General features: G+C 67.2%; 22 protein-coding genes, 1 tRNA gene and 2 pseudogenes. 4 read left to right on the top strand and 21 right to left on the bottom strand.

All coding sequences use genetic code 11. The features are described 5' to 3' along the window. A partial coding sequence (locus SMN802W_RS16295; RefSeq protein WP_037523126.1) for a hypothetical protein occupies positions 1-326 on the bottom strand: 326 nt, incomplete at its 3' end. A gap of 201 nt (positions 327-527) precedes the next feature. Between SMN802W_RS16295 and SMN802W_RS16300 the strand changes: the two are divergent. Further along, positions 528-1,905 (top strand): annotated as a pseudogene (locus tag SMN802W_RS16300) (transposase). Between the two features lie 108 nt (positions 1,906-2,013). On the opposite strand, the gene SMN802W_RS18950 reads toward SMN802W_RS16300, so the two are convergent. From SMN802W_RS18950 to nusB, 12 genes and pseudogenes are all read right to left on the bottom strand, one after another. Then, positions 2,014-2,229, bottom strand: a complete 216-nt coding sequence (locus SMN802W_RS18950; protein ID WP_443208576.1) for a malate:quinone oxidoreductase — start codon at positions 2,227-2,229, stop codon at positions 2,014-2,016. Further along, positions 2,142-2,993 (bottom strand): annotated as a pseudogene (locus SMN802W_RS16305) (FAD-dependent oxidoreductase). The gene SMN802W_RS18950 and the pseudogene SMN802W_RS16305 overlap by 88 nt, the downstream one beginning before the upstream one ends. 1,367 nt (positions 2,994-4,360) lie before the next feature. After that, a tRNA-Phe gene (locus SMN802W_RS0103455) sits at positions 4,361-4,436 on the bottom strand. 31 nt (positions 4,437-4,467) lie between these two features. After that, positions 4,468-4,641: a DNA gyrase inhibitor YacG gene (locus tag SMN802W_RS17795; protein ID WP_083925580.1), complete on the bottom strand. Its 174-nt coding sequence runs from the start codon at positions 4,639-4,641 to the stop codon at positions 4,468-4,470. After that, the gene (locus SMN802W_RS0103465) at positions 4,638-5,585 is read right to left on the bottom strand and encodes a hypothetical protein (RefSeq protein WP_019515498.1); all 948 of its coding nucleotides are present in this window, start codon (positions 5,583-5,585) and stop codon (positions 4,638-4,640) included. The genes SMN802W_RS17795 and SMN802W_RS0103465 overlap by 4 nt, the downstream gene beginning before the upstream one ends. Continuing rightward, positions 5,578-6,144 carry a Maf family protein gene (locus SMN802W_RS0103470; RefSeq protein ID WP_019515499.1) on the bottom strand — a complete coding sequence of 189 codons (567 nt, stop codon included), beginning with the start codon at positions 6,142-6,144 and terminating at the stop codon, positions 5,578-5,580. Before SMN802W_RS0103470 ends, SMN802W_RS0103465 begins: the two co-directional genes overlap by 8 nt. A 32-nt stretch (positions 6,145-6,176) precedes the next feature. Beyond that, complete coding sequence (gene infA, locus SMN802W_RS0103475) at positions 6,177-6,422, bottom strand: translation initiation factor IF-1 (RefSeq protein WP_026325702.1); 246 nt, start codon at positions 6,420-6,422, stop codon at positions 6,177-6,179. Positions 6,423-6,612: 190 nt separating this feature from the next. Beyond that, a complete protein-coding gene (locus SMN802W_RS0103480; protein ID WP_019515501.1) occupies positions 6,613-8,784 on the bottom strand; it encodes a sodium-translocating pyrophosphatase in 2,172 nt (723 codons plus the stop codon). Between the two features lie 85 nt (positions 8,785-8,869). Continuing rightward, complete coding sequence (gene thiL, locus SMN802W_RS0103485; RefSeq protein ID WP_019515502.1) at positions 8,870-9,769, bottom strand: thiamine-phosphate kinase; 900 nt, start codon at positions 9,767-9,769, stop codon at positions 8,870-8,872. A 4-nt stretch (positions 9,770-9,773) separates the two neighbouring features. Further along, positions 9,774-11,312, bottom strand: coding sequence for a cation:proton antiporter (locus SMN802W_RS0103490; protein WP_019515503.1), 1,539 nt, complete (start codon positions 11,310-11,312; stop codon positions 9,774-9,776). 57 nt (positions 11,313-11,369) lie between these two features. Then, positions 11,370-11,549 (bottom strand): DUF4169 family protein, encoded by a 180-nt coding sequence (locus SMN802W_RS0103495; RefSeq protein WP_019515504.1) that lies wholly within the window; start codon positions 11,547-11,549, stop codon positions 11,370-11,372. Positions 11,550-11,551: 2 nt separating this feature from the next. Next, positions 11,552-12,043: a transcription antitermination factor NusB gene (nusB, locus tag SMN802W_RS16310; protein ID WP_051083489.1), complete on the bottom strand. Its 492-nt coding sequence runs from the start codon at positions 12,041-12,043 to the stop codon at positions 11,552-11,554. A gap of 152 nt (positions 12,044-12,195) precedes the next feature. Between nusB and SMN802W_RS0103505 the strand changes: the two genes are divergently transcribed. Continuing rightward, positions 12,196-12,714, top strand: coding sequence for a YciE/YciF ferroxidase family protein (locus SMN802W_RS0103505; protein WP_019515506.1), 519 nt, complete (start codon positions 12,196-12,198; stop codon positions 12,712-12,714). A 46-nt stretch (positions 12,715-12,760) separates the two neighbouring features. Here SMN802W_RS0103505 and hisD read toward each other — a convergent pair whose 3' ends face one another. Together hisD and hisG are read right to left on the bottom strand one after the other, a co-directional pair. Then, a complete protein-coding gene (gene hisD, locus SMN802W_RS0103510) occupies positions 12,761-14,056 on the bottom strand; it encodes a histidinol dehydrogenase (protein WP_019515507.1) in 1,296 nt (431 codons plus the stop codon). Then, complete coding sequence (gene hisG, locus SMN802W_RS0103515) at positions 14,053-14,745, bottom strand: ATP phosphoribosyltransferase (RefSeq protein WP_019515508.1); 693 nt, start codon at positions 14,743-14,745, stop codon at positions 14,053-14,055. The genes hisD and hisG overlap by 4 nt, the downstream gene beginning before the upstream one ends. A gap of 59 nt (positions 14,746-14,804) precedes the next feature. On the opposite strand from hisG, the gene SMN802W_RS0103520 reads away from it, so the two are divergent. After that, on the top strand, positions 14,805-15,905 hold the full coding sequence (locus SMN802W_RS0103520) for a DUF2332 domain-containing protein (protein ID WP_019515509.1): 1,101 nt from the start codon (positions 14,805-14,807) through the stop codon (positions 15,903-15,905). Positions 15,906-15,925: 20 nt separating this feature from the next. On the opposite strand, the gene SMN802W_RS17475 is transcribed toward SMN802W_RS0103520, so the two are convergent. The 5 genes from SMN802W_RS17475 to SMN802W_RS0103545 all read right to left on the bottom strand — a co-directional run bounded on the left by SMN802W_RS17475 (position 15,926) and on the right by SMN802W_RS0103545 (position 19,334). Beyond that, positions 15,926-16,852, bottom strand: a complete 927-nt coding sequence (locus tag SMN802W_RS17475; RefSeq protein WP_019515510.1) for a helix-turn-helix domain-containing protein — start codon at positions 16,850-16,852, stop codon at positions 15,926-15,928. A 99-nt stretch (positions 16,853-16,951) separates the two neighbouring features. Beyond that, positions 16,952-17,869 carry a pirin family protein gene (locus SMN802W_RS0103530; protein WP_019515511.1) on the bottom strand — a complete coding sequence of 306 codons (918 nt, stop codon included), beginning with the start codon at positions 17,867-17,869 and terminating at the stop codon, positions 16,952-16,954. Beyond that, positions 17,850-18,329, bottom strand: a complete 480-nt coding sequence (locus SMN802W_RS0103535) for an NUDIX hydrolase (protein WP_238560097.1) — start codon at positions 18,327-18,329, stop codon at positions 17,850-17,852. Before SMN802W_RS0103535 ends, SMN802W_RS0103530 begins: the two co-directional genes overlap by 20 nt. Further along, entirely contained in the window at positions 18,319-19,020 is a 702-nt protein-coding gene (locus SMN802W_RS0103540; RefSeq protein ID WP_019515513.1) for a glutathione S-transferase, read from the bottom strand. The genes SMN802W_RS0103535 and SMN802W_RS0103540 overlap by 11 nt, the downstream gene beginning before the upstream one ends. A 2-nt stretch (positions 19,021-19,022) precedes the next feature. Then, positions 19,023-19,334: a BolA family protein gene (locus SMN802W_RS0103545; RefSeq protein ID WP_026325705.1), complete on the bottom strand. Its 312-nt coding sequence runs from the start codon at positions 19,332-19,334 to the stop codon at positions 19,023-19,025. 55 nt (positions 19,335-19,389) lie between these two features. Here SMN802W_RS0103545 and SMN802W_RS0103550 point away from each other — a divergent pair, with 55 nt between their 5' ends. Beyond that, on the top strand, positions 19,390-19,983 hold the full coding sequence (locus SMN802W_RS0103550) for a J domain-containing protein (RefSeq protein WP_238560119.1): 594 nt from the start codon (positions 19,390-19,392) through the stop codon (positions 19,981-19,983). A gap of 5 nt (positions 19,984-19,988) precedes the next feature. Here SMN802W_RS0103550 and SMN802W_RS0103555 read toward each other — a convergent pair whose 3' ends face one another. Then, the gene (locus tag SMN802W_RS0103555) at positions 19,989-20,357 is read right to left on the bottom strand and encodes a DUF1428 domain-containing protein (RefSeq protein WP_019515516.1); all 369 of its coding nucleotides are present in this window, start codon (positions 20,355-20,357) and stop codon (positions 19,989-19,991) included. Positions 20,358-20,788: the final 431 nt, after the last annotated feature.

The following is a 20,788-nucleotide window of genomic DNA, read 5'->3' on the forward strand; positions in this document are numbered from 1 at the left end:
GTCAGATCCTCGTTGATGAGTCCAAGTGACCAGCGACCGACGTGGTCGGAATAGCGTTGTCGCAAGGCAGCTGCCTCAATGCTGAGTTCTTGGAAAAGCGCTGGCCGCTCGTCGACCGGTATACGCCTGATCGGCGCATTGATCTGTATCTCCTCGCTCGCGGGATTGGCGTGCAGCAGTCTCGCCAGTTCCATGCGAACCTGCCCGACAGCGTTGATCGGGGTTGCTGATGCAAGCGCCTGGAGCAGGTCGTTACCACATCGCAGAATGGCGTCGTGTTGCTGCTCGATCGTGAGCGACAATAGATCGGTGACCATGCCCGCCATACCGCCGAACCTTACAAAACACGTAAGAGCGTGGCGCAAGGCTCGGATTGTCGCTCAAGTGCTAAGTTTCGAGTGTCTCATAGCTCTCGGCTTTTGCGACACTCGAATGTCCGCTGTTGGGTGGATTGTGTTGAAAAAGGCCGTCTTGCAGTAGTGTTGCTGGTCTGATTCAATCTTCGCGAGGTGAGCGGAGACGGGCCGATGATGGGCGAGCGGACGGTAGCGCAGGAGGCGCTGTTCTACAGCTTCAGCCTGGAGCGGCATGTGCCGGCAGATCACTTGCTGCGCTCGATCGACCGGTTCGTGGACCTGTCGGGCATCCGCGAGGAGTTGAAGCCCTTCTACAGCGAGACGGGTCGCCCCTCGATCGATCCGGAACTGATGATCCGGATGCTCATCATCGGCTATTGCATGGGCATCCGGTCCGAGCGCCGGCTGTGCGACGAGGTGCATTTGAACCTGGCCTATCGCTGGTTCTGCCGGTTGGGGCTGGACGGCGACGTGCCCGACCACTCGACCTTCTCGAAGAACCGCCACGGGCGCTTCCGCGATAGCGACCTGTTGCGCCCGTTGTTCGAAACGACGGTCGCGCGATGCATGGCCGAGGGGCTGGTAGGTGGCGAAGGGTTTGCGGTCGACGCCAGCCTGATCCGCGCCGACGCCAATCGCCAGACCGGCGGCCCGGCAGCGAGGGCTTGGCACCGGACGATGACAGCCGTGCGGCGCGCGAGTATCTGGCCGTTCTCGACGATGCGGCGTTCGGTGCAGCGACACCGGTGGTGCCCAAGTATCTGGCACCGGTCGATCCGGCATCACGCTGGACCAGCGCGCATCGCGGGCCGGCCTTCTATGCCTATACTCGACCAACTACCTCATCGACCTCGACCACGCCGTCATCATGGACGTGGAAGCGAGCACCGCGGTGCGCCAGGCCGAGGTGACCGCGTGCAAGCGCATGATCGCGCGGGTGCAGGACCGCTTCGGCGTCTGGCCCGAACGGCTGGCCGCCGACACCGCCTATGGCTCGGCGGAGATGCTCGCCTGGCTGGTCCATGAGCGCGACATCCAGCCGCACATCCCTGTGTTCGACAAGTCCGCGCGCCGCGACGGCACGTTCGAGCGCGATGCCTTCACCTACGACCATGACGACGACAGCTACGTCTGCCCTGGCGGCAAGCGCCTGAGGCCCAGGAACCGCAACTTCGCGACCGCCCGGGGCGATGTCGGCCAGGACGGCTTCATCCGCTATCGCGCGCGACAGCAGGACTGCGGCGGCTGTGCCCTGCGGGAACGCTGCACGCCCAACATGCCGGCGCGAAAGGTAACCCGCTCGATCCACGAAGGGGCTCGCGACCTGGCCCGCGATATCGCCACCACTGACGCCTACGTCACATCTCGCCGTCAGCGAAAGAAGGTCGAGATGCTATTCGCGCACCTCAAGCGCATCCTGAAGCTCGACCGATTGCGCCTGCGCGGTCCAAACGGTGCCAGGGACGAGTTCCACATGGCGGCCACCGCCCAGAACCTCCGCAAGATGGCAAAGCTCATCCCAATGCTGGCGCAGCCACTGCCCGCCTGAGCCGGTCAGCCCTATACCGCGCAACTCAGCCGCAACTTGTCGACCGGCCCAACGCCGACTTCTTCAACACAATCGGGCGTGAGCAGACGTAGGCTTGTCGCGAATATGCTAAGTTTCGAGCGTCTCGTATATTCCGCCTTTTGCGACACCGACATGTTCCCTGTTTGGCGTAAGCGGACGTTGCCGTGTTGCGTCAGTGCGGAGTTTTGCGACGGAACGACGCTTATATGGCACTGCTATGAGTCGGCCTTCGGGAATGCCGCTCTTCTGCAGGAGCGGCAGCGACCCACCGCCCGCGCCGACGAACACCCGCCGGGCTCGCACCTCGCCGTGGTCGCCGTCCGCTTCGTGCGGGCGGGTCTCGACCCGCCACAGCCCCTCCGCGCCCCGCCCCGCGTCAGATCCTGCACCTCGGTGTTGTAGAGAACGGCGACGTTAGCACCGTGGTTCAAGTGATCGACCAGTATGCGCGTCAACGTGCCGTAGTCGACGTCGGAGCCGGTCACCATCCGCGTCGCGGCGATCGGCTCCGAGGTGTCGCGTCGGGCCATCAGCAACGGCGCCCAATCGACCAGCACCGCCGGGTCTTCGTTGTACTCCATGCCCTGCCACTTATGCGTCGAAGCCATCGCAGCGTGGCGCTTCTTCAGGAAGGTGACGTTGTCGGCCCCGCTGACGAAGCTCAGGTGCGGGCACGGGCGGATGAAGCATGTCGGATCGGGGATTTTCTCCGACGTGACGAGGTGCGCCCAGAACTGGCGCGACAGGTCGAATTGGACGTTGATCTCCAGCGCCCTCGCAAGATCGATGCCGCCGTCGGCACGCTCGGGCGTGTAGTTCATTTCGCAATTGACGGCGTGTCCGGAAACGGCATTGTTTCAGCCGTCCGAGCTTTCCTGCGCCGGACCGTCCAGCCGCTCGACGATCAGCATTGACGTGTCCGGGTCGAGTTCGGACCACAGAGTGGCGAGCGTCGCACTCATGATGCCCGCGCCGACCAGCACCACGTCGAACCGTTCGCTCTGCGTCACGCCGAAAACTCCCGCGGTCCCGATGAAGGGGATCGCGCGCGCGTCGGGCACGACCACGTAGGCGCGCTGCCACGGTTGATCGTCGAGCAGACGCCATCTGTGCCCCGTCCCGCGAGGGTCCTTTGCGAGCAGGACGTCTCCCGGACGGATTATGGACGCTCGATCCGACCTGACGGTGAACTCGAGCGTTCCCTTCAGCGTCAGGACGAGGCGGGAAACCAGGTTTTCGTGTCAGTCATGGGAGCCACCGGTTCGAGTCTCGCGAAACGAGACGGTACTTGCCGCAAGATCGGGCGTTCACTGATCGGCATCAGCATCGGCGGCCGCGTCGAGCGTGATCATGCCTTCTTCGAAGTCGGAGTTGCCGTCGTTCTCAGTCTACATTCTGACGCACCGAATCATCGCCTGCTCCCTCGTTGGGGAGGTCGCATGCGCGCGCTCGGCGCGACAATGGCTAGAGTGCCAGTTGGCTGTCGTATGACGCCAACGGGCGGGGGCGGATGCAGGCGGCGGTGCCCGCGCGCCGTCGCGGCAGTGTGTAGTCGAGTAGATCGACCGCCGCCCCGACCGACGAAGCCGTACGTGCCGGCCCTGGGCCATGAGACCGCTTCAGTAAGGGTTTGCGGGCCCGTCAGGGTAGTAGGAGTGCCAGACCTTTCTGAGGATTGTAGATAACGTTCCGATCGTGAGGGCGGCGAGCGCATGGTCAGTTACGGGCTTCCAGGCCGACGAGCCTATGCCATGAACGGGTGGCCTCGTTGGCCTATTCCTTTTCGTTCTCTGCGCATCGAGGATGGAGGCGCGACCGAGCCTCAGCGCCTGCTCCGCCGCGACGAGTTTGCTGGCGCGCAACGTCGGGCTGGTCGATGAGGCGCTGGTAGCTGCCTCAAAGCCTAGGGGAAGGCATGAAGGGCGCCCGCTTGCCTCTGCGTCCTGATGGTGGGCGGTCGGCGTGCCAGATAGCCTCTATGGTAGGCCATTCCTCTTCCTGAAAAGCGTCCTTGGTAATTTTATGCCGACGTAATTACGGAACCTCTAGTGCCTGAGACTTTCCGTCAACGGCGAGGCAGCGTCGCTCCGTCCATTAAAACCTGCGGGTTCACGGCCGCAGAGACGATGGGGAGGGCATCAAAGCAGTGGTGATTACTTCGGGTGTGTTAAAGTGCACGATCAACTGCTCCAAGTCATCATAAGGCTGACACTGGGGCACGGCTACGTGGCGAGCACAGATGCGGACGGATGAGCTCACAAAGCCTAAGTCGGCCTGCCACACGCCACAGGCGAGCATTGCCGACACGGCGTCGGAAGGCGTTTTGTCACTCCCGCTCGCTAAACAGCATTACTTGCACCGCTTAAGTGGGTCTAAGAAGCGCGTGAGCGTTTTTCTAAAGCCCTCTAATGGGTGTGCTCATGAAGAGTATCGATGGTGCCCAGGGACGGGATCGAACCGCCGACACTGCGATTTTCAGTCGCATGCTCTACCAACTGAGCTACCTGGGCATGTACCGCTGAGCAGCGGTGAGCGGCGTCCTTAGTCGGGGTTGCGGGGGCTGTCCAGCGCTTCTTCGTCGGCGGCTGGGCCGGGGATGCGATAACCCTCGCCCAGCCATTGCAGCAGGTCGCGGTCCTTGCACCCGCGGCTGCAAAAGGGCGCGTGTTCGGGCATCGCGGGTGCGGAGCAGATCGGGCAGCGGGCAGTCGTCATGCGTCGAATATAGGCGTGCGGCCGGTCCGACGCACGAGTTCGTCGATCCAATGCGAATGCGCGTCGAGGCAGGCGCGGACAGGTGCGGAAAGGCGATGGCGATTGGGCGCGGTCGCGGGAACGCGCTCGATCTGGCGCAGCGCGGCGCGTGTCGATGCGGCGGCGAGGTCGTCGCGAAGCCGTTCGGGCAGCGAGGCGCGGGGGCGCGGACGGACGATCTGCAGGAAACCGAAGCCGTTGACTGCGGTACGCTCGAACGGCGGCGGCAGATGCGCGTCGATCGCGGCGGCGACCGCGTGACGCGCGGCCTTGCCGGTGATCGACGGGGAGTCGATGCCGATCGAGCCGCCGATACCATGCCGGCGGATTGCGCGCGCGACCGCCACGGCGGCGCGCTCCGCCAGTGTATCGAGCGGACCGTCGCCGTCGACGTCGAACAGCGTCATCGCGGGCGTCGGCGACATGCGCAGCGCACCGCCCGAGAAGGCGATCTCGCCAGTCAGCGCCTCGTCGAGGACCTCCGACCAGCCGGCCTGTTCGAGCAGATCGGGCTCGTGCGCACGTACAGTACGGACCGGCATCCCGGTCGCGGTAATGCGGGCGAGCAGATCGGGGCCGGTCGCCGGCGTCGCGTCGCTCAGCCGCGCTCGCGCGCGTTTGGCGCGGCCGGGTTCGGGGATCGCCTCGCGCGTTACCTCGACTGTGATCGCAGAGCCGAGCGTCACGCCTGCCGGACGCCGATCAAGCATCACCTGCTCGCCGGTATCAAGCGTGGCGACCTGAAACTCGGTCAGCCGAGCACGCGCGACGGTGCCGACGCGCAGGCGATCCGGCAACTCGATCCGCGCCGCGACGATGCGGTCGTCGTCGACCAATGCCGCGCGCGCTTCACCGATGCCGTCTTCGTAGAGCCAGTGCAGCCCCGATGAGTGCGGATCAGGCAAGGACGCCGGCAGTAACGAGCAAGGCGCGCGTTTCGAACAACGGCAGGCCGATCACGCCCGAATGGCTGCCCGAGAGGAAGCGGACCCAGCCCTCGGCACGGCCCTGGATCGCATAGCCGCCTGCCTTGCCCAAGCCCTCGCCGCACGCGACGTATGCGTCGATCTCGCGCGCGGTTAGCGGCTTGAAGGCAACGATCGTGTCGGCCAGCCGCGTCCGCTCGGTGCCGCCCGCGTCGATCACGCAGACGGCGGAGAGCGCGTGGTGGCGGCGGCCCGATAGTGCGGACAGGAGCGTGCGCTGCACCTCCTCGGTCGTGGCAGGCGGCAGAATGCGCCGGCCGAGCGCGATCGTGGTGTCGCCGGCGAGCACGACCTCACCCTCCGCCCGGGTGACCGCGCGTGCCTTCTCGACGGCGAGGCGTAGCGCGTAAGCGCGGGGCAGCTCCCCCTTCAGCGGCGCCTCATCGATCTCGGGCGCGGCGACACGGTCAGGCGCGGCGCCCAGGCGCGCGAGCAGGTCACGCCGGCGCGGCGAGGATGAGGCGAGGACGAATGGCATCGGCGAAAACGGGCGAAGGCCGCCCGACGTGATTATTGCGGGCCGGGGCCGCCGCGGCCGGGCATGAAGCGATAGGTAATCCGCCCCTTGGTCAGGTCATACGGGGTCAGTTCGACCAGCACCTCGTCGCCGACGAGCACGCGAATGCGGTTCTTGCGCATCTTGCCCGCGGTGTGACCGAGGATTTCGTGATCATTCTCGAGCCGGACGCGGAACATCGCGTTGGGCAGCAGCTCGACCACCTGGCCGCGCATTTCGAGGAGTTCTTCTTTCGCCAAACGGTGTCTCTTTCGGGATTGGACGTGCGCGCCCTTAGCCGAGGAACGGCCAAAAGGGAAGGAGCGCCGGAAATGCAACAACAACCAGGCCCGCGCGGGGCGGGTACGGTCGACACGCTGGATATGGGCGCTGCGCCATGATCGGGCAAGGTGAGCGGCGACGGGCACCGCGTCCTTGCCCGACGCGTTGTCAGCCCGCGCCACCTGCCAGCGCGGCGAGCAGCAGCAATGCGACAATGTTGGTGATCTTGATCATCGGATTGACCGCAGGCCCAGCGGTGTCCTTGTACGGGTCGCCGACCGTGTCGCCGGTGACCGCGGCCTTGTGCGCGTCCGATCCCTTGCCGCCGTGGTTGCCGTCCTCGATGTATTTCTTGGCATTGTCCCACGCACCGCCGCCGCTTGTCATCGACAGCGCGACGAACAGCCCGGAGACGATCACGCCCAGCAGCATCGCACCGACCGCGGCAAAGGCGCTCGCCTGCCCGTCGACCGCGCGAACGATGAAGTAGAGCGCGATCGGCGACAGCACCGGCAGTAGCGACGGTATGATCATCTCGCGGATCGCGGCGCGGGTGACGAGGTCGACAGTCCGGCCATAGTTCGGACGGCTGGTGCCAGCCATGATGCCGGGATTGTCGCGGAACTGCCCGCGCACCTCCTCCACCACCGCGCCCGCCGCCCGGCCGACCGCGGTCATGCCGAACGCGCCGAACAGATAGGGGAGCAGCGCGCCGAGCAGCAGGCCGACGATCACGTACGGGTTGGACAGGCTGAAATCGACCGTCAGATCGGGGAAGTAGGTCGACAGGTCGGTTGTGTACGCACCGAACAACACCAGCGCGGCAAGCCCGGCCGAGCCGATCGCATAGCCTTTGGTCACCGCCTTGGTCGTGTTGCCGACCGCGTCGAGCGCATCGGTGCGCGCGCGCACCTCCTCCTCCAGCCCAGCCATCTCGGCGATGCCGCCGGCATTGTCGGTCACCGGCCCATAGGCGTCGAGCGCGACGACCATGCCCGCAAGCGCCAGCATCGCGGTCGCGGCGAAGGCGATGCCGATGATACCCGCGAGCTTGTAGGCGGCGATGACCGCAACCACGATGACGATCGTCGGTAGCGCGGTCGCCTCCAGGCTGATCGCCAGACCCTGGATCACGTTGGTGCCGTGGCCCGTCTCCGACGCCTTCGCGATCGACTTGACCGGACGGTAGTTGGTGCCGGTGTAATATTCGGTGATCCACACGATCAGCCCGGTGACCGCAAGGCCGATCAGCATGCACCAGAACAGGTCGTTGCCGGTGAACGACGCGACCGCGCCACCCGCCTGCACGGCCGTGTCCGCGCCCGTCGTCAGATTATCGCCGGCGGGATCAAGGAAGCCCGCGCCGCCGATCACCGCGTTCATGTCGCCGAGTGTCCAGCGCGTCACCGCGTAGATCGCCGGGATCGACAGCAGCGCTGAGGTCCAGAACCCCTTGTAGAGCGCACCCATGATCGAGCCACCACGCCCCAGCCGCACCATGTAGGTGCCGATGATGCTGGTCACGATGCACACCCCGCCGACGATCAGCGGCAGGCTCATCAATCGCAGCAGCTCGGCCGCATCGGCGCGGATCAGCAGCGCGATCGAGATCATCGTCACGCCCAGTGTCACCACGTACGTCTCGAACAGGTCGGCCGCCATGCCCGCGCAGTCGCCGACATTGTCCCCGACGTTGTCGGCGATGACCGCGGGGTTGCGTGGGTCGTCCTCCGGGATGCCGGCCTCGACCTTGCCGACCAGATCGGCACCGACATCGGCCGCCTTCGTAAAGATGCCGCCGCCCAGCCGCGCGAAGATCGAGATCAGCGACGCGCCGAACGCGAGCGCGGTCAGCGCCTCCACGATCGCGCGATCATTGGGTGCGCGTCCGCCCGGCCCGACTAGGTACCAGAAGAACCCCGCGATCGCGAGCAGGCCGAGGCCCGCGACCAGCATCCCCGTCACCGCGCCCGAGCGGAACGCGGTGGTAAGCCCTCCCTGCAGGCTGCCGCGCGCGGCCTCCGCGGTGCGGACATTGGCGCGCACCGAGATGTTCATGCCAACGTAGCCCGCGACGCCCGACAGCAAAGCGCCGATCACGAAGCCGGTGGTGGACAGCAGTCCCAGCGTCGCGAACAGCACGACCGCGACGACGACGCCGACGATCGCGATGGTGGTATATTGCCGCCCGAGATACGCCTTGGCGCCCTCCTGGATCGCGGCGGCGATGTCCTGCATGCGTTCGTTGCCGGGGGATTGTCGCAGCACCTGGCCGCTGGTGAGGATGCCATAAGCCACGGCCACGAGGCCGCAGAGGATGGCGACATAGACGCTCGTCATGCCCGATCTTCCCTCCTAATGTTGGCGGCGCGATGTTGGCTCGCACTCGCCTCGTCCGTGAAGGGGCACCCAACGACACGCGAAGTCAAGCGTTGTGCTGATACCCAAGCTGCGGCGGCAGTGGCACGGGCATGCCCCCCTGCGTCAGCATCACGCCGCAGCCGCCCGCGAACGCGCCGATGCGCGTGGCAGGGACCGGCGGGGTCCAGCCGTCGGGCGCAGCGAACAGCAGCTCGTAATCGTCCCCAGCCGTCGCAGCGGCGAGCGGGGTCAGTTCGTACCGGCGCGCAGGCGCGGACAGCGGCACCGCGGCGAGATCGATCGTGACGCTGAGCCCGCTCGCCTCCGCCATCCGTGCCGCATCGATCAGCAGCCCGTCGGACACGTCCATCATCGCGTGCACGTGCGGCGCGAGCGCACGACCCTCATGAAGCCGCGGCGTCGGCCGGCGATAGCGCGCGAGCAGATACGCCTCGTCGTCGTCCCGCGCGCGTCCGCTGCGCGCGATCGCCAACCCCGCTCCGGCATCGCCGATCGCACCGGTGACCCATAGAGCGTCGCCCTCGCGCGCACCGGTACGAGACGGTGCCGCAGCATCGGCGCCGAACGCGGTCAGTGTCAGCACGCGCGCCGCGCCCGGCGGCAGCGACACGGTATCGCCGCCGATCAACCGCGTGCCGAAATGTGGCAGCGCGGCGGAAAGCCCGTCGAGAAACGCGCCGTCCCACGCCGCGCCCGACAGCGGATAGTTGAGCAACACCCCCTCCACCAACGCGCCCTTGGCGGCGAGATCGGACAGGTTGGTCGCGAGCAGCCGCCATGCGACATCCTCCGCCGGATCGCCGGGGAGGAAGTGCACGCCCTCGACCATCGTGTCGGTGGTGACCACCAGTCCCGCGAGCGTCGCGATGTCGTCGCTCAGGCCACGCGCACCGGCATGCAGCGGCAGGGTGCGCAAACGGTCGATGAAGCGACGCTCGTCCACGCGCTCAATTTTCCTCGATGTGGCGATCCTCATCGCCGGCCACGGTCAACTGACGCCAATCGAGCGCTTCCTGGAGCAGCAGATAGGTGTCGCTGCTGATCGACTGGTCACCGCGCAAAACCTCCAATCGCTTCCGCTGCGCCAGCACCGCGGCGGTGGCGAGGCCGTGGCGACGGTTGAGCGTGTCGGGATCCTTGCCCGACACGCCGTCGCGCAAATCCTCATATTCACGGCGCAACTGCTCGGCCGCTTCGCCTTGTTCACCGTCGAGCCGCGCGAGCGCTGCCTCCGCCAGGTCGACCCGCGCACGGTCGACCTCGTCACGCGCCTCCTGCGCGCGGCCGATCCCCAGCCGTCGGATCAGCGGGTTCAACGTCGCCCCCTGGATCACCACCGTTGCCAGCACCACCGCGAACGCGGCGAGCACCACCGTGTCGCGCTGCGGGAAGCTGGCGGGCAGCGCAAAGGCGGTGGCAAGCGTCACCAGCCCGCGCATCCCCGACCAGCCGAGCAGGAACGTCTCCGCCGGGGTGATCGGCGTCATCTGCCGTCCGTCGCGCATGCGCCACATCACGACTGCACGGTAACCGAATGCGATCAGTAGCCGTGTCGCGACCACGCCCAGCACCACCCACAAGGCGAGCCAGCCGGCATTGACCAGCTCCGCGCCCGTCATCGCCGACACGATGATGCGTGCCTGCTCGCCCATCAGCAGGAACGCGAAGACGTTTAACAGGAACACGACCGTGGTCCACACTGCGTAGGAGTGGACGCGCATCCGCGGCGAGCTGCCGCCGCCCGGCTTGGCCGCGATCGTCATCGCGCTCGCCACCACCGCCAGCACCGCCGACAGGTGCAGATGCTCGGCGATGATCCAGGTGGCGAACGCATGCAGGAACTGCAGCAGCGTGCCGCCGACCGTGTTCTCCACATGCGGCTGCAATCGGCGGACCAGCAGTCCGTATGCGATGCCGAACAGGAGGCCGCCGGGTGCCGCCAGCGCAAAACGCGCGCCTGTGCTCCAGTCGAACGTGCCGCTCATCTGCGCGGCGAGGGCGGCATTGAACAGCAGCAGCGCGGTCGCGTCGTTGAACAGGCTCTCGCCCTTCAGCACCGCCTCGACCCGCTTGGCGACGGGCAGGTTGGTCAGCACCGCAGTCGCCGCGGCTGCGTCCGGCGGCGCGACGATCGCGCCCAGCGTGATGGCGGCGGCGATCGGCAGGCCGACCGTATACCAGCCGATCCACGCGACGAGGCCCGCGGTCACGAGCACCGCCAGCACTGCATAGACGAACAACGGCAACATCAGCCGCCGTGCGGCGCCGACCGGAAAGTCGAACGCCGCGTCGACCAGGATCGGCGCGATGAACAGCGCGAGGGCGGTTGCCGGATCGATCGACAGCACCGGCGCGCCGGGGATTGCCGCGACCGCAACGCCCGCCGCCGCCATCACGGTCGGATAGGGGAGCGAGAAGCGGCGCGCGATCTGCAGCATCGCCACCGCGGCGATCATCAGCGCAAGCAGGCTTTCAAAGAACGTCACAGGCCGACGGTAGCGGCTGCCGGCGCGTTGTCACGCACCTGGATCAAGCGGGAGGGTTCAGTCCGGATCGCGGCGTGCGCCGTCCAGCGTGGCGTCGATCCGGTTGCGGACGGCGGCGTCGCGCTGCTTCTCGGCCTTGGTACGTCCGAAGGCAGCGCGGTTGGTGGCGGCGGTCGCGTGTGCCTCGCCGCGTGCCTTTGCCTTGCGCGCGAGGCGCAGGTTGACGATCACGCCCACCGTCAGTCGCCGGCGGGTTGCTGCACCGGCGCGACGCTTGCTCCGCGTACATCCTTTGCCACCGCGTCGAGGATGCCGTTGACGAAGCCCTTCTCGCGCCGTTCGTAGAAGGCGTCGGCGACGTCGACATATTCGCTGATAGCGGCGCCGACGGGCACGTCGTTGCGCGCAAGCAATTCATAGGTGCCGACGCGCAGGATCGCCTTCATCGGCTTGTCTAGCCGGTCGAAGCTCCACCCCGACGACAGCCGCGCCGCGATCAGCCGGTCGACCTCGGCGAGCCGCGCTTCGGTGCCCGACACCAGATCGTCGAAGAAGGCGATGTCGGCGTCGGCATATTCGACATCCTCGATCGTCGCGCCCAGGCGATGGTGATGGAATTCGGTCAGCAGTTGCGGGATCTTGATCCCCTCCATCTCGTGCTGGTACATCGCCTGAACGGCGGCGAGGCGGGCGGCGGCGCGGGCGCGCGAACGGGCAGCGGTGCGGGACATAAGGGCGGCGATGTAGTCGCGCCGGCGGCGTTCGTCACCCCTGGTCATCGCCGCTCGGTCGCTGAGGGCAATCTAGCGCGAAAAACCTTTAACGCGTGCAACGACTTGGTTGGCCACGCGCTTCAGTCTCCAACACTTATTGGAGAATAATCATGGGCCTGTTCCGCAAGGACATCAAAACCTTCGACGACCTGTTCCTGCACCAGTTGCAGGATGTCTACTATGCCGAGAACCAGATCACCAAGGCGTTGCCAAAGATGATCGAGAAGGCGAGCGACGCGGGGTTGAAGGCGGGCTTCGAGCAGCATCTGAGCGAGACGCGCGGGCAGATCGACCGGCTCGACCGCATCTTCGGCCTGATGGGCGAGAAGGCGACGGGTGTCACCTGCCCAGCGATCGACGGCATCATCAAGGAAGCGAACGAGGTCGCGGGCGAGATCGCCGACAAGGCGGTGCTGGACGCCGCGCTGATCGCGGCGGCGCAGGCGGTCGAGCATTACGAGATAGCGCGCTATGGCACGCTGATCGCCTGGGCCGAGCAGATGGGTCGCGGCGAGATCGCCTCGATCCTCAAGGAGACGCTGGCGGAGGAATATGCCATCGACGACAAGCTGACCGCGATGGCAACGGGCAAGGCCAACCGCGCAGCCGAGATGGCGTCGGCGGGATAGACGAAATACCTTCGTCGCCCCGGATCGGCTCCGGGGCGACGATCAGTTAGCGGTTGGTCCTGATCCTGAGCGCCACTGACTTGGCGTGCGCGGGCAGCCCTTCCGCCTTCGCCAGCGCGATCGTCGCGGGCCCGAGTTCGTTGAGCGCGGTCTCGTCGAGTTGCAGGAAGCTTGTCCGCTTCATGAAGTCGGTGACGCCGAGTCCGCTCGCGAAGCGCGCGCGACGTCCCGTTGGCAGCACGTGGTTCGGCCCCGCGACATAATCGCCGATCGCCTCGGGCGTGTGCCGGCCCAGGAACGCGCTGCCGGCATGGCGCAGGCGATCGAACAGCGCGCGCGGATCGTCACAGGCGAACTCGACATGCTCGGGTGCCAGCCGGTCGACCAGCGGGATCGCATCGGCAAGTGTCGGCACCACGATCACTGCGCCATTGTCTTCCCATGCGATGCGCGCGGTGGCGGCGGTGGGCAGATCGGCAAGCTGGCGCTCAACGGCTTCCCTGACAGCGTGAGCGAAGGCGGCATCGTCGGTCAGCAGAATCGACTGCGTCGTAACATCGTGCTCGGCCTGGCTGAGCAGGTCGGCGGCGATCCAGTCGGGATCGTTCTGCGCGTCGGCGACGACGACGATCTCGCTCGGTCCCGCGACCATGTCGATCCCGACCACGCCGTAGACCTGCCGCTTCGCCTCCGCGACCCAGGCGTTGCCCGGCCCCGTCACGACATCGACGCGCGCGATGCGGTCCGTACCATAGGCGAGCGCCGCGATCGCCTGCGCGCCGCCGATGCGCCAGACCTCGTCCGCGCCGACCAGATGCGCCGCCGCGAGCACGAGCGGGTTGATCGCGCCTTCGGGCGTCGGCGTGACGACAACCAGCCGCTCGACCCCCGCAACGCGCGCAGGGATAGCGTTCATCAGCAGCGTCGATGGATAGGCCGCGCGTCCGCCCGGCACGTAGATGCCGGCCGCATCGACCGCGCGCCAGCGTGCGCCGAGCCGCACGCCCGCCGCGTCGGTGAAGTCGGTGTCCACGGGTCGCTGTTTCTTGTGATAGGCGCGGATGCGCGTGGCGGCGAGTTCGAGCGCGGCGCGCAGTTCGGGCTCCAGCGCGTCGAACGCCGCGGCGCAGTCGGCTGCGTCGATGCGCCAGCCGGTCTCGTTCAGGTCGTGGCGGTCGAGCTTCTGCGTAAAGGCGTGCAGCGCGGCGTCGCCGTCGTCGCGTACCGCGCGGATGATCGTCGACACGTCGCGTGCGACATCGACCGAGGTCTCGCGGCGATCATCGACCAGCGCGTCGAACGCGGCGGCGAAGGTCGCGTCGCTGACGTCGAGCCGGATCACGCCGCCCGGTCCTGCGCCGTCGCCGCACGGCGGAACGCCTCCACCAGCGGAAAGACATGCGCGCGAGTCTTCATCGCGGCGCGGTTGACCACAAGCCGCGCCGACACGTCCATGATCGGCTCGACCTCGACCAGCCCGTTCTCCTTCAATGTCCGGCCCGAAGAGACGAGATCGACGATCCGCGGCGCGAGGCCCAGCAGCGGGGCGAGCTCCATCGCGCCGTTCAGCTTGATGCACTCCGCCTGGACGCCGCGGCGCGCGAAATGCTGTGCGGTCAGATACGGGTATTTGGTTGCGACGCGCACATGGCTCCACCCGCGCGGATCGTCATGGGCGGCAAGGTCCGCCGGCTCGGCGACCGACAACCGGCAGTGCCCGATGCCGAGGTCGACCGGCGCGTAAAGCTCGGGATAGTCGAACTCCGCTAGTACGTCCGATCCGACGATCCCCACCTGCGCCGCACCGTGCGCAACAAAGGTCGCGACATCGAACGCACGCACACGGATCAGCGCAATGCGCGGGTCCTGCGTTGCAAACCGCAGCGCGCGGCTGTTCTCGTCGGAGAAGGCAGGCTCCGGCACGACCCCGGCACGCGCGAGGAGCGGCAACGCCTCGGCGAGGATACGGCCTTTCGGCACCGCGATGACGGTCACGTCCTGCTGGTCGGCTGGCGATTGATCGGCTGGCATGCGCGGGCTTTACGGGGGCGACGAAAGGCGCGCAATGACGCGCAACGAGGAGGCAGGCGATGGCGGGCGAGAACGAGAACCGCGCGGCGTTCGAGGTGCAAGCGGGTTACTGCGATGCGATGGATGCGCCGGTGACCGCGCGTGTGTCGCGCGCGCTCGGCCGCGTGCTGATGCGCGACACAAGGGTCGGGTGCCGCGTGCTCGACTGGGCGGGCGAGCCGGTTGCCGATGCGCTGGTGCTGCGACTGGTCGGCGGGTTGCACGCGCTGCACCGCTCGGGCGGCGACGACGACGTGTCGCGCGTGTTCTCGGGCGAGGTCGGCGACGCGGCGCGCGTCGACCGGCTGCTCGCCGGCGTCGTGGCACGAAATGACGAGACGCTGCTGCCGTGGCTCGACGGCCCGCCGCAGACCAACGAGGCGGCGCGCTCGGCCGGGTTGATGACGGGTCTGCTGCACGTCGCAGGGCGCTTCGGCCTATGCATCGAGGTGCTGGAGATCGGATCGAGCGCGGGGCTCAATCTGCTGATTGGACGGATGGCGTTCGATCTGGGCGGTGTGCGCGTCGGTCCGGCGGGGTCGCCGTTGCTGATCGCCCCCGAGTGGCGCGGGGCACCGCCACCCGCGGTTGAGGTCACGGTCACGCAGGCGCGCGGCGTCGATATCGCGCCCGTCGACGTCGCCGACCCTGAAGCGGCGGCGCGGTTGCAGGGCTATGTCTGGGTCGACGCGGGCGAGCGGCAGGCACGGCTCGACACCGCGATCGCGATGGTGCGCGCACAACCGGTCGATCTGATGCGAGGCGACGCCGCCGACTGGGTCGAGGCACGGTTGGCCGAGCCTCAACCGGCCGGCGTCACGCGCGTGCTGATGCACTCGGTCGTGTGGCAATATGTGTCGCCCGAAGGCCGCGCGCGCATCCGCGCGGCGATGGCCGCTGCAGGCGCGCGGGCGACCGCGGAGCGGCCGGTCGCCTGGGTGATGATGGAGCCGAACCGCGACCTGCACCGCCACGAGGTGCGGGTTCAATGCTGGCCGGGCGAGCAGCCGATGGCCCTGGTCGCGCTCACCCACGCGCACGGCGCCTGGGTCGAGGGGCTGACACCGCCGTATGAAACGCGCGACTATGTGATGCGGCGCGGCGCGTACGAGCGCGACTGACGCCGCCTCGCTGGTTCCGATCAGCGTGGCCGTTCGTGCAGCGCCTGCGTCGCCGGTCCGATCGCGGCCGCGCGCGCGACCATGCTCGCCGCCATGAAGGTCGTATCCTGCGCCATGAACCGCCGCGGCGTGGTGCCGAGAAACGTGTTGGCGTCGCGCAGGAAGTGCGACGCGTCGTAATAGCTGCTGTCGATCAGATCAAAGGCCGTCGTCTCGCCCGCGCCGAGCAGCTTGACGAGGGAGCGCAGAAAACGGGCGCGTCGCAGCAGCAGCTTGGGCGGCATGCCGAACGCGTGCGTCGCGATCCGCCGCAGCGTGGTGGTGGGCAGCGACAGTCGCTCGGCCGCGTCGGCGATCTCGATCACGCCGTCCTCCAGCATCAGCGTGGTGAAACGGCGGATCGCATCCTCGTGCGGATGGCGGTGCGTGAACAGCGGCAAGAGGATCGCGTCGACGGTCGGGGCGATCTGCGTTTCATCGGTGAGCGCCTCCAACTCGCCCAGCAACCGCCGCACGAGGGCGGGGGCGAGCACCTGATCGAGCGGCACGACGCGGTTGAGGAAGGTGGACGCCGGCTGCGGGAACATCCGCACCCAGCCGAGCGCGGTCAGCCCGATGCCGACCTGAACGCCGCCGCTCGTCGTGGCGCGGAACGCGCTGCCGGTCGCACCGTACAGACTGACCGGTGCAGGTGTGAAGCGATGGTTGCGGATCGCGATCCCGACCGGCCCGGCGTCCAACAGCACGCAGATCATCGGTGGCGCGGGCAGGAACCAGTTGACCAGCTCGAAACGATTGCGATCGCCATAGCTGGCATAGCCGCTGACTAACTCATGCAGGTCGGCGGCGGGCAGGTCGTAGCGGACGGAAAACCCAGGCGGCATTGCGAACACCGATGCCGGCACGCCGGGGCGGTTGGTACCGCCGCGCAGGTCTTCCGCTCTCATGCCACCCTCACACACAGGAGGCACACTCACACGATCAGCCCCTTATGCTTGCTGTGATCTTTACGATGACATGGATCAAGAGGCGCGCGCGACTTTACCTTACGGGTAGCTGACCGTTTTCGGGACTTCGGGAAGCGGGATCCGTTCCTTGTCTTCGCCCGGTACGGTCGCGAACTCACCCGCCTTCCATGCGCGGCGTGCCTCGCGGATACGGTCGCGCGACGACGAGACGAAATTCCACCACACATGGCGCGGGGTCGAGAAGGCCGCGCCGCCCGCCAGCATCACGCGTCCGCCCGTCTCCGACCTGAGCGTCGCCTTCGTACCAGGGCGCAGCACGTAGAGCCGTTGCGGTTCCAGCGTCAGGCCGTCGAGCGTCGCCTGTCCGTGCGCGAGGTACACCGCTCGTTCGTCGGTTGAGTGGTCCATCGGTACGCTGCCGCCAGCGTCCAGCGTCACATCGGCGTAGATCGTGTCGGCATAGGTCGTTGTCGGCGCGCGTTCACCCCACAATGATCCCATGATGATGCGCGCCCTCGCACCGGCATAGCCGATTTCGGGCAGCGCATTGGCGGCGACATGCTCGAACGCGGGATCGTGCTCCTCCAGGTGGTCGGGCAGCGCGAGCCAAGTCTGGATGCCGGCGAGTGCAGGCCCATCGGCGCGCACGTCCTGTGGAGAACGCTCCGAGTGGACGATCCCCGATCCTGCGGTCATCAGATTAACCGCGCCGGGCGTGATCCGCACGTCGCTGCCAAGCGAATCGCGGTGCTGGAATGCGCCGTCAAACAGATAGGTGACGGTGGAAAGCCCGATATGCGGATGTGGGCGCACGTCGACGCCGTCGCCGGGCGGCAGGTGCGCCGGGCCAATCTGGTCGAAGAACAGGAACGGGCCGATCATCGTCCGTTCCTTATGCGGCAGCGTGCGATAGACCTTGAACCCGCCCAGATCGTGCGTCGCGGGCGCGAGCGTCTGCAGGATCAGCGCGTCGCCATCATTTGGGGACGTAGACATCGGTTTCCTCCAGCATCGTGAGCAGATCGGCCGGATAGATCACCTCGGGCCAGTCGGCGAGTTCGTCGCGCCCGAACCAGCGCGCCTCCATCATCAATTCGCGTTCCTGATCGGTCAGCGCCGCGCCCGATACGTCATGGGCATCGACATCGACGCGGAACCAGCGTTCGTCCGCGGTCACCTCGATGCGCTCGAACGTCAGGAAATCGACTTCGCGACGTGCGACCTGCGGACCGCAGTCGCGATCCAGTCCCGTTTCCTCCCACAGCTCGCGTCGCGCCGCCGCCTCGTAGCTCTCGCCCGGATCGACCGCGCCGCCGGGCGTGCACCACAAGGGCGCGCGGTCGGCGGGCGCGAAGCGGAACAGCAGCACACGGTTACGCGCGTCGACCAGCAGGATGCGCGCGGCCGGACGCGGCACGCGGGCGGTCACGCCCATCGTCGCTGCCTCACTCGGCATCGAGTTCGGGATAGTGACGGAATATGCCTTCTTCGTTGAACGCGATACGGCGCTCGCTCGCGAGATAGCGCTGGATGCCGGGCAGGCCGCTCACCAGGCCGTGGATGCGCGCAAGCGCGGGATAGCGCGGCGCCAGCGTCGCCATACGGCGCGGGAACATGTAGCGCAGCCCTTCGATCAACTGGAACAGCGACGTGTCGGCATAGGTCCAGCGATGATCGATCATCCACGGTCCCTCATTGCATTCGGCCGCCTGCTCGAAATGATCGAGGTATTTGGGCAGGCGCTCATCGCGGAATTGTGCGGCGGCGCGTGCCGCCTCGGGCTTCTGGTCGTCGTAATAGTCCATTACCCCGACGGGATGGTGGACGTTGTGCGCCTCCGCGACCACGTCGGCGATCGTCAGCTGCAGCTGGTGCACCCAGTAGCGGTCAGCGATCCGGGACGGGGCCAGATCGTGGCGATCGCCGAGATAAAGCAGGATGTTGGCGACCTGCGCGACCACGAAGCCGTCGATGTCGAGGTACGGCGGCGCGAAGGGGGCGCGTGCGCGGTCAGACTCAAGGTCGGCGATCAGCGCGTCGGTGCCGTCGCGGCGCGCGCAATCCTCATAGGCGATGCCTGCCGCTTCCAGTGCCAGACGGATGAACTCGCCGCGGCCCTGGATGTGGGGCCAGTACCATAATTTCATCGTCAACGTGCCTCCAGCGCCGGTGCGCGCGCCTCGATTGCAAGCGCATGAATGTGGTCGGCGAGCAGGTCGGCAAGTGCGCGGTTGACCATGCGTTGCTGTGCGACGCGCGTCTGACCGATGAACGCCGCGCTCTCGATCATGACGCGGAAGTGGCTTTCGCCCGATCCGTCGTCGCCGGTGTGGCCGCGGTGCTGCGCGCTCTCGTTGACGACGCGAAGGTGGGTGGGGGACAAAGCGGCGGTCAGCCGCTCGTTGATCGCGCGTTCGACGGGGCCGGGAGAGGTGACGGGAGCGGTGGCAGGGTCGGTCATCGGTCCCATATAGGCGGTTTTCGCGGGAAAGGCGCCAGGCTCAACCATCGTGTCGATCAGGAAAGACAGACCGCAGACGCGTTTCCACGGTCGCGTCGAGAACAGCCAGCGCGGCTGCGACCATCCCGGCTGTGCGGAGGCGGGCGAGTTCCGCGCGCCACCGCTTGAAGGCCCAGGGGGCGGCGACGCACCGCCGCGCTTCCGCTGGTTCTGCCTCGACCACGTCCGCGCATTCAACGCGGGCTACAATTATTTCGAGGGCATGACCGCTGACGAGATCCACCGTGCACAGAGCCCGACCGCGGGATGGGAGCGCGAGACCCGGGCCTTTGCGCGTGCGGGTCAAGGCGATCAGCCGCCCCGCTGGGCCGATTATGCCGATCCGCTCGACGCGATCGGTGCGCGCTTTCGCCGGACCGCGGCGCCCGAGCGCCACGACGGCAAGCCGCTGTCGGGCGAGGATCGCCGCAGCCTTGACGTGCTCGGGCTGGCACCCGACGCGGACCGAACGAGCTTGCGCAAACGCTATTCCGAGCTGGTGCGCCGCTATCATCCCGATCGCAACGGCGGCGACCGGAGCCACGAGGAGCGGCTCACCAAGGTGATCGCCGCCTATCAGCAACTGCGGCAGGCGCCCGCCTTTGCCTGAGCGGTTCAGCCCGACGTCACGCCGGCGCCAGCGTGAAACACCGTCTCGAAGCCGCCGAAGATCATGCGCGTGCCGTCGAACGGCATCGACAACGTCTGAAACCGCTCGTCGCTGTGCATCGCGGCCTCGCAGCGTTCCGCGGTGTCGCGGTCGGGCCAGAGCACCCAGCTGAACACGACCGCCTCGCCCTCCCGCAACGAGACCGCGCGCGCGAAGTCGGTGCGCTCGCCCGCCGGCACCTTGTCGCCCCAGTTCTCGATCATCTGGAGCGCGCCATATTCGGCGAACAGCGGCCACGCCTCTGCTGCCGCAGCGACATAGGCGTCGCGACCGTCGCCCGGAACCGGTGTCACGAACCCGTTGACGTAGGTCATCTGATCATTCCTTCCTGCCTTGGATTCATCCAGCGGCCCAAACCGCGTTCATGAGCATTGTCTCTGACGCATGGGTGTCAGGGTTCTTGAGTGCGCCGCTGTACATAAACCTGGTCGACGCCCAGATGCATCTTGCATCTGCCCGCCGCGACGGCTTCGGGGCGACGTGATCAACCTCATCCCGGCGGTCAGGCGGCAGGCACCGCAACACCGCGCTGGGAGCGTGCCCAAGGTCGACGATCGGGAAGTTCGCCAAAACCATCCGGGTCACGGTGCGTCCATCGTTCGAGTCGATCCGTGCGGCAGCATGCGCGCGGCGCGGGTAAAAGCAATCACGCGTCGTAGATCGCTGGCAACCCAGACATGGGCGCCGCGTTATTCCTCCCGTTCCATCCGCCGGCCGACGCCGGGCCGATACCTGCCCCGGGTTG

This window comes from Sphingomonas sp. Mn802worker (assembly GCF_000382485.1).
Classification (GTDB): Bacteria; Pseudomonadota; Alphaproteobacteria; order Sphingomonadales; family Sphingomonadaceae; genus Sphingomonas.